The organism is Fastidiosipila sp. (assembly GCA_012511175.1).
Classification (GTDB): domain Bacteria; phylum Bacillota; class Clostridia; order Saccharofermentanales; family DTU023; genus UBA4923.
On sequence record JAAZGO010000014.1, the window covers coordinates 44,765 to 60,180 of the forward strand.

The following is a 15,416-nucleotide window of genomic DNA, read 5'->3' on the forward strand; positions in this document are numbered from 1 at the left end:
AGTCAAGTTTCGCGGCGGTCAATCTCTGCGCCAAGCCGGGTCAGTTTCTCCACAAAGTGCTCATAGCCGCGTTCAATCCGATCGATGTCGAGTACCTCCGTGGTCCCCTTTGCCGCCAGCCCCGCCATGGCCAGTGCGGCGCCGGCACGCAGGTCGCGGGCCTCCACCTGGGCTCCGGTCAGACTGGAGTTGCCCTGGACAATGGCCAGCCTCCCCGATGTGATAATGTTGGCGCCCATCATGCGCAGAGCGTCAATGTATTGGAAGCGGTTCTCCCAGACGTTTTCGATCATGCGGCCTGTCCCTTCAGCCACACAAAGAAGAACCGTGGCCTGGGGCTGCATATCCGTCGGGAAACCGGGATAGGGCATGGTCTTAAAGCTGGCGGCCCGGAGAGTATCACCATCCTTCATGTAGCAGCGGATGGAATCCTCCCCTTCCTCAACGGTCACACCCATCTCCACCAGTTTGGCCGTCAGCGGCTCCATGTGCTTGGGAATGACCCCTTCAACCGTAATGTCGCCTCCGGTTAGCGGCGCCAGAATCATGTAGGTGCCGGCTTCAATCTGGTCCGGGATCACGGTGTACTCCTGGTTGGCAGGCAAAGTCGGACGGCCGTTGATCCGGATCACATCGGTTCCCGCACCCCGCACATCGGCGCCCATGGCATTGAGGAAATTGGCTACGTCAACGATATGCGGTTCGCGGGCCGCATTATCAATGACCGTCTTGCCCTTGGCCTTGACAGCGGCGAGCATGATGTTAATGGTCGCTCCGACGCTGACCGTATCGAGGAAAATGCCCCCGCCCCGGAGCTCCTCGGCCTGGCAGAAAACAATCCCGTGGGCGACGTCAGTTTTTGCCCCCAGAGACTGGAAACCTTTCAGGTGCAGGTCAATGGGGCGGACACCAAAATCACAGCCTCCGGGCATGCGGAGGGCCACCCGGCCAAAACGGCCGAGCAGGGTGCCAAGCAGGTAATAGGAACCCCTCAGCTTGGCGACGCGATCGTGCAAAACTTCATGGGTATTGATCGTCCTGGCATCCAGCCGTACCTTGCCGGGCCCCAGCCGCTCGACAGTTGCGCCGATATCACTGAAAATCTGCAATAAAGTATCAATATCGCTGATGGCCGGGAGATTATCGATGACACAAGGCCCGTCGACTGCCATGGCGGCAGCCAGAACCGCCAGCGAGGCATTCTTTGAGCCTCCGATCTTCACACGACCGTTCAAGGGTTTCCCACCTTTAATCAAGTAACTGCGCAAGTGAACCTCTTTTCAGTTTGAAGGAGTGATATTGATACCATTGTTAACTTTTTTATCGATTATTTCAAGAAGAGAGCGCACATCGATTGACCCCTCTTCCCTGCCCGGCTGACCTGCCCAATCCCGGATCGCCGAGGCCGCCTCCTTGGTAATTGCGTCAACAGGCTGGACCTTGCGCTGCAGGTCAACCAGGGTCAACCGCAGCAAATGCGACGCCTTGGGCAGATAGAGGGTAAACTGGCTGCCTTCGGCCAGCACGCTTTCCGCGTCGATTCTCCCACGGTGCATTCTGGCCAGCTCAAGGGCAATCGGCAGACCCAGGCCGGTACCGCCAAACTGCCTCGATCCCGTTTTGTCCACCCGGTAGAAGCGCTGAAAGATCAGATCCAGCGCTGACTTGGGAATCCCAATTCCGTTGTCTTTGACCTTGACATAAAGATCATCAGCCACCGTGCCAACATAAATCTGCACCTGTCCGCCCTCATCCGTGTAGCGGATGGCATTCATGATCAGGTTGGACAGGATCCGCTCGATGGCATTCTTATCCGCGAAAACAGCCGGTTCGCGTGTCATGGCATAGAAGTCAATCTCTACTTGCCGGGCAGCCGCCTGATCCTTCAGGCGCTCGCTGAGCTGGCGCGCGCATTCGACCAAATCAAAGACCGATGCTTGCAGGGGCATGCCGCTGCTGTCCAGGCTGGACAGGAGCAGAAGGTCGGCAATCAACCGCTCCATCCGGATGGAATCGTCGTAAATCCGGCTGATATCAGCCCTGACCTCCTCATCTTCTTTTTCACTGATACCCCAGTCGAGCAGGGTTTCCGTGTAAGATTTAATGGTCGTCAGGGGTGTCTTCAACTCATGCGAAACGTTGGCGACAAAGGCCTTTCTCCGCTCTTCCTGCAGCATGATGTCCGTGAAATCCTGAACGGTCACCAGATGTCCGCCAAAGCGGTGCTTGCTGCCACGTACGGGATGGTGCTGACAGACCAGCCGGAGGTAGCGGTCGTTCAGCATGATCTCACCCGTGACGGCCTCACTGCCCAGATAGAGGGCGGCCCGCATGCCGTTCTCCGTCCCGTATTGGTCAAGAAAACCGGAGAGTGTGTCGGGGACCACCGGAAGCCACTCGGAGGCAACCGGGTTTGACGCGATCAGACGGTCATCACTGCCGTAGGCGACAATTCCGATGTCGAGCGAAGCAAGGATGGCCTGCGATTCTGTCCGTTCGTTGGCGATCCGGTGGACCGTGCGCATCATATCCTGACCCTTGCGCCGCTGCTCCCGCCTGCTGTTCCACAACATGGCCGGAATAAGAAGGGCGGCTGTCACGGCAGATGACAACAATACAAGTTGAAAAGGTGTCATTGAAGTTTAGTCGATCCCGCTTTCATCAGGATTACGGCTGAAATAATACCCTACTCCGCGCTTGGTCAGCAGATAGCGGAATTTCTCCGGATCCGGCTCAATTTTCTCCCTGGCCCGCCGGACAGTTACGTCAACCGTACGGACATCGCCGTAATACTCGTACTCCCAGACATTCTCCAGGAGTTCCTCCCGAGTAAAAACCTGACCTGCATGGCTGGCCAGAAAACGGACCAGCTCGTATTCCCGCAGCGTCAGTTCGGCAGGTTCCCCTCCCACTGTGACCTGGTAGGCATTCTGGTCGATCACGATTTCGCCGATCCGGATGGCAGACACCTGCTCCGCGCGATCTTCCTGCAAACTGACCCGCCTCAGCTGAGCTTTGACCCTGGCCAGCACCTCCCGAACACTGAAAGGTTTGGTGATGTAATCATCGGCGCCCAGTTCCAGACCCAGAATTTTGTCAATTTCCTCGCTTTTCGCCGTCAGCATAATAATGGGCACCGTCGAATCCCGGCGTATGGTTTTGCAGACATCGAAGCCGTCGACCCCGGGCAGCATACAGTCAAGGAGAATCAGGTGGGGATCCCTTGTTGCGGCGAGCTTGAGTGCTTCTTCCCCGTCGTAGGCCGCCAGTACCTTGTAGCCTTCCCTTTCGAGATTTGAGCGCAGGATATTGACAATATTCGGCTCGTCATCTACAACCAGTATCCGAAAACTCATCCGTCATCCTCCTTTCAATCCATGCTGCCGGGAGCAGCGGTCAATCAGCTTCTTCAAACAGTCCGGTTTTTGACAGCGCGTCCAGATCGGCGATCACCGTCACCTCATGGTGAAGCTGGATAATCGACCCGGGCACGCGGGGGCTTACTGGACCAAAACAGGCCGCCGCCACTGCTTCAGCCTTCTTCTTTCCTGACGCAAGAAGCAAGAGCCGGCGGGAACTCATGATGCCCCGCATTCCCATCGTGATGGCCCGGGTCGGAACATCTTCACCTTCGGCAAAAAAACGCCGATTCGCTTCAATGGTTTCATGGGTCAGATCGACGCAATGGCAGTGTGCTGTGAAATAGTCATCCGGTTCATTGAAGGCGATATGCCCATTGCTTCCGATCCCCAGAAGCTGCAGATCGGTGAAGTTAAGCTGCTCCAGCAGTTGATCGTACTCGAGGCATTCCCGCTCAAGATCTTCGGCCATGCCGTTCGGCACAAAGGTGTTGGCCGGGGAGATATTGACGCGGTCAAAAAGATACCCGTTCATAAAAGCCCGGTAACTTTGCGGGTGGTTGCCGTCCAGGCCGATGTATTCATCCAGGTTGACGGTCCGGACGCGTGAAAAATCCAGATTCTCCTCGCCGTGCATCCGGACAAGTTCCTCGTAAGTGCCAAGAGGCGTTGAGCCGGTCGCCAGTCCCAGGACCGCATCAGGCTTAATCCTGACCAGGGCTGCAATCAGACGTGAAGCCTCCAGGCTCATTTCCTCTTCGTTTGAAACACAGATCAGCTTCATTATCTTCCGCCCTCTTTTTCCGGTTTGATCAATTCCCGATTGACACGGGTTTTCCCGTTCAATCGAATACCGGTTCCTCCAAGACCCGGCCAGCCCGGTAACGGATCTTGATATTTCGATCATCGCCCGTAAAGATAAACTTCTGCAAACGCTCAAAAACGCTGAGCGGCCGATATTTCCTGACCTTGCTGTCATCAATGACCAGGGCGTCGAAAGAAAAACCCGGCAGGAACGCCCCCGTCTGCCCAAAGAAGGATCCGCCGCCTGCGGTTGCCATATGGAAGGCTTCCGTAAAAGTCAAAGTCCGGTAAGCGTGATCAGATTGCGCCCACAAAAGACGTGACGCTCTCATGGCAGATTCGACTGCGTGTCCAATAAACAAGCGGTTGCCGCCCCCAATATCGGACCCAAGGCCGACCCGCAGTCCGGAGTCAAGCATCTCGCCCGCGGGCATAATCCCTGAAGCAAGATTGCCGTTGGAATCGGGGCAATGGGCAATCAGGACGTCCTTGTCTGCGAACATCTTCATTTCTGCTTCGGTGTTATGGATGCAATGTGCCATGATGGTCCGGCTCTTGGGCAGAAGATTGAAGTCCTGGTAGACGGAGAGATAATCCCGCGATTTGGGGAATAGTTCTTTCACCCAGGCCACCTCACCCAGATTCTCGTTGACGTGCGACTGAACGGGCAAGCCGTGCTCATGCGCCTGCTCGCCCAGCCAGTGGAGAAGTTCATCCGTGCAGGAGGGGGCAAAACGCGGTGTCAGGATAGGCCTGACATCGTCAGCTGCGTATTTTTCCGATCCCCTCAAATAACGCATGGTCTCCCGGATGGATTCTTCGGTCGTCTCCTGAAGTACCGCAACGCTGTTGCGATCCATGTTGACCTTGCCGACATAGGCGGACAGACCCGCCTTGGCGAACAGGTCCATCAATAAAAGGGCGGCGTCGGTGTGAAGGCTGGAATAGATAGCGCAGTGAAGCGTCCCTGCTGACCAGAGGTCCTGAACCAGGTCGCGGAAAACGGTTTCACCATAGGCGTGCTTCTTGAAGTTCGATTCTTCAGGAAAGGTATAGTCTTCCAGCCAGGGGAGCAGTTCCTTGTCATAACCCAGTCCCCGGGTCACATATTGGACAGCGTGGAGATGAACATCCGAGAAACCCGGAATAATCAATTTCCCTGCGTAATCTGCGTAATCCACGTCAGGGCCGATCTGGGGGCATTTGTCGCTGACAGCCTCCACACGCCCTCCTTCAACACTCATATAAGCGTCCTCGTGGACAAGAACTTCACCCGGATTGGGAGTGAAGACAAAATCACCATGAACGAGCAGTCTTTCTTTAGCCATCATCCAGCCTCCTGTCTGCAGTAACCTATCCATCATCCGCCCCTGCCGATGGCTCCGGCGGGCGGATTCCTTTTTAATCAGTATACAAGATTTGCCCCTGAGGGGAGTGCTAGAATAGCTACATGACTTTATGGCAGTTCTTTCTTGCGATTTTCAAGATCAGCAGCATCACTTTTGGCGGGGGCTACACCATTGTCCCTGTCATCCGTGAAGAATTTGTCTGCAAAAAGCAACTGCTGGATGATGAGGAGATGTATGACCTGATCGCCCTGGCCCAATCCGCTCCGGGCCCCATTGCCGTCAGTACCGCGCTTTTGACCGGATACAAATTGAAGGGCAGGGCAGGCGCCGTCTTGGGTGTTCTTGCCGCTATCCTGCCGCCTTTAATCATCATCTCTGCTTTATTTTACGCCTATGAGGCCTTCGCCTCCAATTTCTGGGTGCGTGCGGCCCTCCGCGGCATGAGTGGTGCCATTTCCGCTGTCATGCTCCACGCCGTCTATCAGATGGCCAAGCCCTGTCTTTGCCAACACAAATATTTCTCCGCCGCCTTGATGACTGCTGCCTTCCTGGCCGGTCTTTTCACCTCAATTAACACGGGGCTGATCATTCTGGCACTGGGGGCAACCGGTCTCCTGGCCTTCACTTTTCTCCCGGAGGACCGGATTCCATGATCTTCTGGCAGCTCTTCATCGCCTTCCTGGAAGTCGGCGCCCTGGCCTTTGGCGGAGGTTACGCAGCCCTCCCCCTGATTGAAAATGTGGTGGTCAACCGCTATCACTGGCTCACACTAAAGGAAATGACCGACATCATCGCGCTCTCCCAGGTCACCCCGGGCCCCATCGCCCTGAATGCTGCCACTTTCGTGGGAACCCGTGTGGCCGGTGTTCCCGGTGCCCTTATCGCTTCGGTGGCAGCCGTCTTGCCGCAGACGCTCTTTCTCCTTTTCCTCGGATGGTTTTTGTTTTACGGCGGCCGGATCACCTGGATCAACCGGGCCCTTCAGGGACTTCGCCCGGGCGTGGCGGGCCTGATCGGTGTCGCGGCGGTTTCCATGTTCATTTCCTCGCTCTTTGTTTCCACTTCGCCCATCCGGGCCGACTGGGTCGCCGTCTGCGCTTTTGTTCTCGTCTTCCTTCTTCACTATAGGAAGATTGATCTCCTCAAGCTGATCATGCTGGGCGGAGGGATCGGCCTGATCGGGGGTTTAGTGGAACACCTGGCTGGTTTTTGAGGAAGAAAGGCCAAGCTGCATCTTGTACCATCATTCAGCTTGAGGATGGCCCCGGAAAATCTCGAAGAACTTGGCTTTTGCGTAACCGGCTGCGGATGCAAGCAGCACAAGCAGGCCGGTATATGCGATAAAACGTTGCAATTCCCTGCGGCCTCCCGTAACAGCCCTCAAATAATGAGTCACGGGGATAAGGTCCGACAGCCAGCGGATTTCCCGGATCCACTGGCCCGCATCAAATAAGATGGGAGACAGGAGCAGACACAGGATCAAGAAGAAAGGGAGAATGGCCAACAGATAATCGCGGTTGGGCAAGATAAGGGTCAAGACAAAGCAGAGGCATACCAGACTGAGAATATAGGCGGCAAGTAAAAAGACCTCACCCACAAGACCTGCCCCTTTCGCCGGAAATATCAACCTTTCGGCCGCTACAGCGAGCCCCCCTCCTGCAATCATGAGCAGGCCTGCCGCCGTCAAAGAACCAGCCAGTCGCTTGATTGCCGGTTCAAAGGGCATGATGCGTTGGAAAAAACCAGTCATCGTGTCGTCCAGATACTGAACCGCCCACAAATAGGCGAAAACAAAGAGCAGGAGTGCCGTCAAGCCCCGCGTAATTCCGGACATGCCAATCCCCGAAACCCCCGTACGGTCAAAGATCTCGCCGCCATCCGACTGCCTTTCGAGGCGAAGCTTGACTGGACCGGCACCACCTTCTTCCCATTCGAGGAGAAAAGCTCCGGCCTCAGTCTGGGTCAGCAGTTCACGGCTCATAAGAAAATCCATGGCAAGTTGGGGTGCGCATACCTCGAACAGGGCGGATACGACCGTCCAGCTTGTGAACAGGGTCATGGAGGCCGGGCTCATGACGCGCGTGATGATCCCCTTGTAGTCTCCTCTGTCTATCCTGTCGTCAAAATTTTGGGCAAACAGATAACCGCATTCCCAGACACGCGCGGCCACCTGTTCACGTACCTGATTCTCGCTGTCCGCTCTGATAAATTCGGTTTGTTCATCGGAGTAGGTGAGCAGCCGTCTCCATATCTGCTCACTCTTCCCTGAATCGGCCGGCAGCAAAATTCCAACCTTAAGCGTGTTCACTGATGAAGACGCGGGAAACAGGATACCCATGAAGATGCCTAACAGAGGCATTAAAAAGAGGCAGATCAGAAATGCCTTCTGACGCAGGAAACGTTTGAGCTGAAGGTTTACAAGCGCCTGAAAATAACTCATGCCGTCCCCTTCTTCTCCATGTGGGCAGCTCTGCAGGCGCTCCAGGCCGCAAGTATAACGACGGAAATAGTCAATCGAAGAAGTGACTCGGTATTCCCGCTGACACCATACAGGCCGCTCAGACAATCCCTCATCCAGGTGAAGGGCGAGAAGGGCAGAAGAGCTCTGACGGATCGGGGTAAAAGAAGGGGAGGAACAATACCGCCCGAAAAAATGAGAAAGAGGGACGCCACCGCTGTATTGATGGTGATTGCGGGTACAATGCCTCCGGCATTGCAGCAAAGGAAAGCAACCAGAACCGTTAGCAACATTGAGAGGATCAGGCCCGCCATGGACTGAAAGAAAAGAGGAGGTGCTTTGCTTCCGTCCAGCAAACGAAGTCCGAGCAGGGTCGCAATCAAGGGCCCGGCCAGGACGGCAGAGATGCCCAGCAACCTCACCGCTGCATAGGAAAGAAGCCTGACGCCGGCACTTCGGAGCCTGGCTGCCCATCCCTGATCATTACGAATGGATAAGTCGCGGTAATAAAGCGGCATGGTCAGAAAGAAGAAGAATAGAAGCGCGCTCAGCATGTAATGCTGTGAGATGGAAAGGAAGCCCGTACTGTTGACCGTGACCCGGTGAAGCATCTGCTTATAGCCCATCAGCCATCGGACATAGTGTTCTGTAATGCCCCTCGCCAGCTCTTTTGCCCTGGTCGGATCTTCAACTTTTTCCCTGATGACATCTTCCGAGCGGCCGACGCCCTGACGGAATGCTGCGAACATCCGGATGCTGCTGTCGGCCATCTTGTCAAGAATGACTGTCTCCAGTTGCTGGGAGGTGCGAATAATAAGCCGGGGCGGAACACTTCGGGCCGGCTTGTCAAAAAAACCGGCAGAAAGGACAAGCGCTCCCTCAGCGGATCCACTTTCGACCAGCCCCTCCATTTGGCCGGGCTGTCCCTCATGGATAACCAGGAATTCATTCACTTCGGGGTTCCCGTTAAGTGATCGGACGAGATCTGTCAGCCTTGGATCAGCATCTTCCGAGGCGACCGCCAGTGTGACTTTCGAATAACGCCGGTTTGACAGAAGCATGACGGCGACCGACCCGGCGATCAAACTTAGCGTAAGCAATACAGCCGTCATGCCTAGCAAAAAAGGCAGCTTTTTCAGTGATTGCCTGATCTGAAAGCGCAGACCGGAGACAAAGAGATTCCTATCCATCCGTCATGCTTTCCTGCGGGTTAAGCAAGGCATCCAGCGTTTCGCCGTCTGTTGGGAAATCCCCTGTGCTCACGCATAAAACTACTTTCCCTCCACGCAGAACAAGAATCCGGTCACAGAAAGCACGTACATCATCAAGCCTGTGGCTGCTGTACAGAACCGCGCCGCCCTGGTCACGAAAATCGGCTAATCTTTCAAGCACGGCAAACCGGTAACCCCGGTCAAGAGCGGGCAAAGCTTCATCAATGAGCAAATAGCGGGGGCGATGAAGAAAGGCCAGGGCAATGCTGAGCCGCTTTTGCATTCCGCCCGACAGCGTGCCAACTTTTTTCCCGGCCAGCAAATCCAACCCCAGCCGGCTGGCGATCGAATCTGCCGCGAAGACGGGACCTTTCATCCTGTGGATGCTCTGCCAAAAATCCAAAGTTTCCTTTACAGTCAGATCTGACAGGAGCCAGTCGTTTTGAGGGATGTAACCGATATGTTCCCGGACATAGGACCGGTCACCCAAAACGGAACGGTCATCATCATGGATCTCACCGGCATCAGGGCGGACAACCTGGGCGATGATTGAAAGAAATGTTGATTTGCCGGATCCGTTATGCCCAACAAGACCCACCACCTCGCCTGCCTGAAGTGACAGTGAGATGTCTTCCAGGACGGCCTTCTTGCCATAACACTTCTTGATCCCACTTACGGTCAGCATCTCACGCCCTTTCACAGGCCTCGCCGCCGGTTTTTGTCCTTCGTTCTGCGACTCTGAGAAAGAGGCGGTGGACAAGATACATCAGATCCAGGCAAAGCCAGTAGAGGACAATGATTACAGCCAGATACCAGATGGGCCCCAGGGCATCGTACATGGTTTCCAGAACCGTGCCGGGGTTGCCCCCCATCAGGTAGAGCGCATTGGCTCCAAAAACTGAATTGATAAAATACAGGGGCGGGAAAACGACGAGGGGGAGCGCGTGAAGATACAGGACCGTTCTCCATGGAATGCGGAACCGGTGGACCAGCTGCAGGTGAAGGGCTCCCATCACCAGCAGAACGTGACTGGCGATAAAAAAGGCAGCCCGGGCAGTCGCGGGAGGCCGGTGCACAGTCCCGGGGAAGAGGACAACAGCCAGGGCAGTTGGGATACCGGCAATAAAATTGAAAGCGAACAGCCCCCGGTTTGGCCTGACCAGGCAAAAAGCCAGCAAAAACATATTGACGTGGCAGATCTGCACCGAAAGCAACTGGGCGATGTGAAAGGTTCCGAGCGCCATATCCATGCCATAGCGCGCGAAACGGACGGTGAGAATGAGGACAGCATAGCTAATGCCGATTGCCTTTTGAAAATCAGGTTTCTTAAGCGCGAAAAAGGTGAAAAGAAGCCCGGAAAAAACCGGGACAAGCAAAGCTGCCGCGTGAACAGTGCCGTATGGCGTAAATTCCTGGAACATAGCTGGGTCTCCCGTTCATCTCCCCGAGCGTACTTGGCTGGTCGGATTGCCGGCGGGGATGATTTGGATATTTGGAAAGCAACACTGTCCGCCCCGATTATGAAACAGTTTTATGAAGGAAGCAACAGGAAAAAGGCAATATTTTCAGACATAAGATTCGGGGATTGCCTCCCTTTCCGGAGCATCTCCCGCTGTCTTCGCACTCTTAAAGACACAAAGCACCTTGTCGTGGTAGTCATGAAACAAAAGGTCATGTTTTGCAGAAAGAAAAGAAGAAGTACCCAAGATTATCGGAACATTATCCTGGCGGTCGGAAACGGGCGGAAAACTCGACCGTCAAACCATGTGACTTTGCAATATCTGCCAAGAGCAGACCACATCCCGCCTTATTTCCAACAACACTCGCACATGACACGGGACGATCAAGAACATTATGGATTTCGCGGCATGTGATTAAGCTTTAACGCTAACCTATTTCCCTTGAAGGCTGGTATGTACAATCCCATTTCAACCCTCCAACGTCCCGGCCGGTTGCAGAGCGCAATGCCCTGCAATCCACCCGTTTGTTTAAGATCCATCCGGTCAGTATGCTATGATCTACGAGGTGAACAGGAAGCATTTATTTTTCGGAGGATCCCCGTCATGCCGCATGGTCAACAGGATGAAACCGTCATCGATCTCTGCCGTCGCCTAATCGAGACACCCAGTGAATCGGGAAAGGAAGAGGCTGCCATTGGTCTCCTGTACGATTATTTGGGCCAAAACGGCGTTCAGGACCTTTACATCGACCCTTTTGGCAGCCTGATCGCGTCAGCCGGGGGCGGCCGGCCGGGACCGGTTCTCCTGTTCGATGGCCACATCGACACAGTCCCCGTCCCCGACCCCGGCGCCTGGACCCGGCCGCCCTATGGCGGACTGGTTGACGGGAACCGGATCTTTGGCCGGGGCAGCTCAGATATGAAAGGCGCCCTGGCCGCCATGGCAGCGGCCGCCACCCAGTTCATCAAAGCCAACGGAGGTGATTTTAAAGGTACCCTGGTTTTAGCCGCGACCGTTCAGGAGGAGATTTTCGAGGGGGTAGCCGCCCGCGCTGTCTCCGAATACTGCAAACCGGACGTGGTCGTGATTGGCGAAGCAACCGCCCTCAATCTGAACATTGGCCAGCGGGGCAGGGCGGAAATCAAAATTGAGACCTTCGGTATTCCCGCCCACTCCTCCAACCCTGAAAAAGGGCGGAATGCTGTCTACCTGATGGCCGATGCCATCGGCAGGCTGAGGAATCTTCCGCCTCCCCGGCACCCGCTCCTCGGGGCAGGCATTATGGAGCTGACCGACATCAAGTCGGAACCTTACCCGGGCGCCTCGGTCGTCCCCTCCTACTGTGCCGCCACCTATGACCGCCGCCTGCTTCCCGGTGAACAGCCTGACCAGGTGCTGGCGCCGGTCCAAGCCCTTCTCGCTGAATTGGGGGAGGCAGTTCAAGCTTCTTACGCATCCGGGAGGCAAGTCTGCTATACGGGGAAGATCATGGAAGCCGAGCGGTTTTTCCCCGGCTGGCTTTTTGATGAGCAAGAATGGTTCGTCCAAAAAGCCTTTCATGACCTGAAAAGGACCGGGCTTGACATCCATTTGTCTCATTACAGCTTTTGCACCAACGGCAGTCATTACGCCGGCGAAAAGAAGATCCCCACCCTGGGTTTCGGACCATCATATGAAGAACTGGCCCACACCGTTGATGAGTACATCGAGCTGGACCAACTCGTTGGGGCTGTTCGGGGCTACCGGGCTCTCATGGAGGCTTTTCTGACAGATTAAACGCTGCCTGCCCCTAGCTGATAAACAAGATGAACTGCGACTTATCGGCATCATTCAGCATGGCCCTTGCTCATTCCATCGTTCTTCACTTAACGGAAAAATTCAGGTAAATCCGAAGTTTTTACGATGAACCCGAAAAACTTTGGAATTTCTGAAGTTTTTACGATGGATCGGAAAAACTTCCAAAAACATCTGCACGGCCAAATCCGTCAGAGAAGGATGAAAAAGAGCCGGCTGAACCGGCTCCCTTCAAATCTGCTTCTCTCTGCCCCTAGCTTATAAACAAGGTGAACTGCGACTTGTCGGCATCGTTCAGCATGGAAGCAACCCCGCCGATCTTGACGCCTTCAATCAATTCTTCCTCTTTCAGACCCATGACGTCCATGGTCATCTGGCAGGCCGTCATCTCGATGGCGGGGTTGGAGGCCGCCTCGCGGACCAGATCCTCCAGAGAGGTGATGCCCTTGTCCTTCATGACTTTTCTCATCATTTTCGGCGCCACACCCAGCATATTCATCTGGGAGAGTCCCATGCCCCGGGTGCCGCGCGGAATCATGCCGGTAAACATCTTGTCCATGAAGGCCTTCTTAATGGGGACACGCAGGTCTTTTCGCAGGGTGCTTAGCCCCCAGAAGGTGAAGAACATGTGGACCTTGTCGCCCATGGCTACGGCGCCGAGTGCGATGATAAAGGCAGCCATTACTTTATCGAAACTGCCCGAAAAGACAATGATGGTCTTGTCCTGGCTTTTGGGGTCGCCGCTTGTGACCAAAGCCGCGGACTGTTTTTTTCCGGTGCCCTTGCGGATGGATGCAGAGTAATAACCGCCGCCTGATGAAATTTCAAGGAGAGTATTGCCCGTGTTCTCACACCAGCTGGCGACATCCCGGGAAAAACCCGGGTCAGTGGCGCGGACATTGACAACCTCGCCTTCTTCCAGGTCCTTGATGTATTTGCCGACTTCAACAATGGGTCCGGGGCAGCTCAGCCCGCAGACATCAAGGTCATGAATGATTTCCGGTTCAGCCGTCAGTTCCTCGTGAGCTGTATCCATGACTCTTGTCCTCTCTTCTTTATCATTTTCTTCCTGTTCCGGCCCGGACAAGATCTCCAGGGTACGAAGGCCGCCGAGCAGATTGTATGCCGAATAGCCGCGTTGCTTCAGAATCCTTTCGGCAACATAGCCGCGAAGGCCGACCGCGCAAAAGACCAGATACCTTTTATCCCGGTCCAGTTCGTCCAGCCGCTGCCGAAGCTGACTGAGCGGGATGGCGGCAGCCCCTTTGACCGGACTTGCCATGGTTTCCGCTTCCTCCCGGATGTCAAGAAGAACGTAATTGTGGGGATTCTCAAGGTACTGGGCTGCGGTGACGGGGTCGGTCAGGCCTTCCAGGATATTTTCAGCAACAAAGCCCGCGAAGTTGACCGGGTCCTTGGCTGCGCCATAAGGCGGGGCATAGGCAAGTTCCAGTTCAGCCAAATCCCTGACCGTTCCCCTGAAGTGGATGGCGGTCGCGATGACATCGATCCGTTTGTCCACCCCCTCATAGCCGACGATCTGGGCCCCCAGCACGCGACCGTCTTTGGCGAAAAGGAGTTTGAGTGTCATGGGCAGGGCCCCTGGATAATAACTGACATGGTGCATGGGATGGATCAAAGAGTAAAAATAATCCTGGCCATAGACCAGGCCTGCCCGCTTCAGCTGTTTTTCATTCATTCCTGTCGAAGCGGCAGTCAGATCAAAGACTTTGGCCACACTGGTTCCGATGGACCCCCGGTAGACTTCGACCGTCTCATCGGAGAGGATGTTGGCGCAGACAAAACGGCCCTGGCGGTTGGCGGGACCCGCCAGCGGAATGGCCGTGCGGCCACCCAGGAGCGGCTCATCCACCTCGATTACATCGCCTACGGCATAGATATCAGGGTCGGAAGTCCGAAGCCCCCGGTCGACCGTAACGTGACCGCGCGGTCCCAACTCCAAGCCCGCCTCCCCGGCCAGTTCACTGTTGGGCCGTACGCCCATGCAAAGAAGATTCATATCCGAGAAGATGACCGTCCCGTCGCTTAAACGGACCTCTTTGCCATCTTTGGCGAGAGACTCCAGTCCCCTGCCCAGCATCAGCCTGACCCCCTTCTCCCGCATATGATCTTCGAGAATGATGCTCATATCCGGGTCAAAGGGAGGCATAATCTGGTCGGTCAGCTCGACCAGGGTGCAGTCGATGCCCCGTTCGACCAGGTTTTCAGCCAGCTCCACCCCGATAAATCCCGCCCCGATTACCACCGCTTTTGGGGGCCGTTCTTTTTCGATGAAAGACCAGATTCGGTCAGTGTCAGCCAGAGTCCATAAAGTGAAGGTATTGGACGCGTCGACGCCTCGGACAGGCGGTACAAAGGGTGAGGACCCGGTTGACAAAATCAGCTTGTCATAGGACTCTTCATAAACCTTCCCCGTCTCCAGGTCTTTGACCTGGACCTTCTTCTTCTCCCGGTCAATTTTTGTCACTTCCGACCGGGTCCGGATATCGAGGCCGTACTTGGCCTTGATGGTCTCCAGGGTTGATACGAAGAGCGCTTCCCTGCGGGCGATGACACCCCCGATGTAATAGGGAAGGCCACAGTTGGCAAAAGAAACGTGCCGGCCCCGCTCCAGGACCAGAATCTCCGCCTCTTCCGAAAGACGCCTCATCCGGGCCGCGGCCGTTGCGCCGCCGGCAACACCGCCGACAATAATGATTTTCATGGGCCTGACTCCATTCTTCGAACTCATGGCTTGATTACGGGAAAAATCATAGCACAGGATGTTGGCAAAAGAGGGCTCAGCTGTACCCTGTGAACTCTTCCTGCCGGGAAGCTAAAAAAGGACAAAAAAATCCGGCGAGGACCTACCTTTCCGGGCCGTCTCCAGCCAGGTATTCTCGGCACGGGAGAGCTTAACTTCTGTGTTCGGGATGGGAACAGGTGTGGCCTCTCCGTTAAACTCACCGGAATGGTTGAAA

The 15,416-nt window shown here is 55.3% G+C and carries 13 protein-coding genes and 1 rRNA gene; 3 read left to right on the plus strand and 11 right to left on the minus strand.

Annotation, left to right across the window (positions count from 1 at the left end; all coding sequences use genetic code 11):
- Positions 1–2: 2 nt before the first annotated feature.
- The 5 genes from murA to GX839_03105 are packed head-to-tail and all read right to left on the minus strand — an operon-like array spanning position 3 to position 5,491.
- Complete coding sequence (gene murA / locus GX839_03085; GenBank protein NLB04450.1) at positions 3–1,268, minus strand: UDP-N-acetylglucosamine 1-carboxyvinyltransferase; 1,266 nt, start codon at positions 1,266–1,268, stop codon at positions 3–5.
- A 12-nt stretch (positions 1,269–1,280) separates the two neighbouring features.
- A complete protein-coding gene (locus GX839_03090; GenBank protein ID NLB04451.1) occupies positions 1,281–2,636 on the minus strand; it encodes a hypothetical protein in 1,356 nt (451 codons plus the stop codon).
- 6 nt (positions 2,637–2,642) lie between these two features.
- A complete protein-coding gene (locus GX839_03095; GenBank protein ID NLB04452.1) occupies positions 2,643–3,356 on the minus strand; it encodes a response regulator transcription factor in 714 nt (237 codons plus the stop codon).
- 40 nt (positions 3,357–3,396) lie between these two features.
- Positions 3,397–4,143: a glucosamine-6-phosphate deaminase gene (nagB, locus tag GX839_03100; GenBank protein NLB04453.1), complete on the minus strand. Its 747-nt coding sequence runs from the start codon at positions 4,141–4,143 to the stop codon at positions 3,397–3,399.
- Between the two features lie 58 nt (positions 4,144–4,201).
- Positions 4,202–5,491: an amidohydrolase family protein gene (locus GX839_03105; protein NLB04454.1), complete on the minus strand. Its 1,290-nt coding sequence runs from the start codon at positions 5,489–5,491 to the stop codon at positions 4,202–4,204.
- A gap of 122 nt (positions 5,492–5,613) precedes the next feature.
- Here GX839_03105 and GX839_03110 point away from each other — a divergent pair, with 122 nt between their 5' ends.
- Together GX839_03110 and GX839_03115 are read left to right on the plus strand one after the other, a co-directional pair.
- The gene (locus GX839_03110; protein NLB04455.1) at positions 5,614–6,165 is read left to right on the plus strand and encodes a chromate transporter; all 552 of its coding nucleotides are present in this window, start codon (positions 5,614–5,616) and stop codon (positions 6,163–6,165) included.
- Positions 6,162–6,725 carry a chromate transporter gene (locus GX839_03115; GenBank protein NLB04456.1) on the plus strand — a complete coding sequence of 188 codons (564 nt, stop codon included), beginning with the start codon at positions 6,162–6,164 and terminating at the stop codon, positions 6,723–6,725. The genes GX839_03110 and GX839_03115 overlap by 4 nt, the downstream gene beginning before the upstream one ends.
- A 30-nt stretch (positions 6,726–6,755) precedes the next feature.
- Here GX839_03115 and GX839_03120 read toward each other — a convergent pair whose 3' ends face one another.
- Genes GX839_03120 through GX839_03135 form a run of 4 tightly spaced genes read right to left on the minus strand, consistent with a single transcriptional unit; the run spans position 6,756 to position 10,602 of the window.
- Positions 6,756–7,952 (minus strand): ABC transporter permease, encoded by a 1,197-nt coding sequence (locus tag GX839_03120; GenBank protein NLB04457.1) that lies wholly within the window; start codon positions 7,950–7,952, stop codon positions 6,756–6,758.
- Entirely contained in the window at positions 7,949–9,160 is a 1,212-nt protein-coding gene (locus tag GX839_03125; GenBank protein NLB04458.1) for an ABC transporter permease, read from the minus strand. Before GX839_03125 ends, GX839_03120 begins: the two co-directional genes overlap by 4 nt.
- Positions 9,153–9,881: an ABC transporter ATP-binding protein gene (locus GX839_03130; protein NLB04459.1), complete on the minus strand. Its 729-nt coding sequence runs from the start codon at positions 9,879–9,881 to the stop codon at positions 9,153–9,155. Before GX839_03130 ends, GX839_03125 begins: the two co-directional genes overlap by 8 nt.
- Positions 9,868–10,602, minus strand: coding sequence for a YwaF family protein (locus tag GX839_03135; GenBank protein NLB04460.1), 735 nt, complete (start codon positions 10,600–10,602; stop codon positions 9,868–9,870). Before GX839_03135 ends, GX839_03130 begins: the two co-directional genes overlap by 14 nt.
- Before the next feature lie 642 nt (positions 10,603–11,244).
- Here GX839_03135 and GX839_03140 point away from each other — a divergent pair.
- The gene (locus GX839_03140; GenBank protein NLB04461.1) at positions 11,245–12,417 is read left to right on the plus strand and encodes a YgeY family selenium metabolism-linked hydrolase; all 1,173 of its coding nucleotides are present in this window, start codon (positions 11,245–11,247) and stop codon (positions 12,415–12,417) included.
- A gap of 271 nt (positions 12,418–12,688) precedes the next feature.
- Here GX839_03140 and GX839_03145 read toward each other — a convergent pair whose 3' ends face one another.
- Both GX839_03145 and rrf read right to left on the minus strand, forming a co-directional pair.
- On the minus strand, positions 12,689–15,160 hold the full coding sequence (locus GX839_03145) for an FAD-dependent oxidoreductase (protein ID NLB04462.1): 2,472 nt from the start codon (positions 15,158–15,160) through the stop codon (positions 12,689–12,691).
- 129 nt (positions 15,161–15,289) lie between these two features.
- A 5S ribosomal RNA gene (gene rrf / locus GX839_03150) occupies positions 15,290–15,406 on the minus strand.
- Between the last annotated feature and the right edge of the window lie 10 nt (positions 15,407–15,416).

Coding starts and splice junctions, on each gene's coding strand:
- GX839_03140 (NLB04461.1), top strand. CDS start 11,245: ATGCCGCATGGTCAACAGGATGAAACCGTCATCGATCTCTGCCGTCGC.
- GX839_03145 (NLB04462.1), bottom strand. CDS start 15,160: ATGAAAATCATTATTGTCGGCGGTGTTGCCGGCGGCGCAACGGCCGCG.
- GX839_03090 (NLB04451.1), bottom strand. CDS start 2,636: ATGACACCTTTTCAACTTGTATTGTTGTCATCTGCCGTGACAGCCGCC.
- GX839_03095 (NLB04452.1), bottom strand. CDS start 3,356: ATGAGTTTTCGGATACTGGTTGTAGATGACGAGCCGAATATTGTCAAT.
- GX839_03125 (NLB04458.1), bottom strand. CDS start 9,160: ATGGATAGGAATCTCTTTGTCTCCGGTCTGCGCTTTCAGATCAGGCAA.
- GX839_03105 (NLB04454.1), bottom strand. CDS start 5,491: ATGGCTAAAGAAAGACTGCTCGTTCATGGTGATTTTGTCTTCACTCCC.
- GX839_03110 (NLB04455.1), top strand. CDS start 5,614: ATGACTTTATGGCAGTTCTTTCTTGCGATTTTCAAGATCAGCAGCATC.
- nagB (NLB04453.1), bottom strand. CDS start 4,143: ATGAAGCTGATCTGTGTTTCAAACGAAGAGGAAATGAGCCTGGAGGCT.
- GX839_03115 (NLB04456.1), top strand. CDS start 6,162: ATGATCTTCTGGCAGCTCTTCATCGCCTTCCTGGAAGTCGGCGCCCTG.
- GX839_03135 (NLB04460.1), bottom strand. CDS start 10,602: ATGTTCCAGGAATTTACGCCATACGGCACTGTTCACGCGGCAGCTTTG.
- GX839_03120 (NLB04457.1), bottom strand. CDS start 7,952: ATGAGTTATTTTCAGGCGCTTGTAAACCTTCAGCTCAAACGTTTCCTG.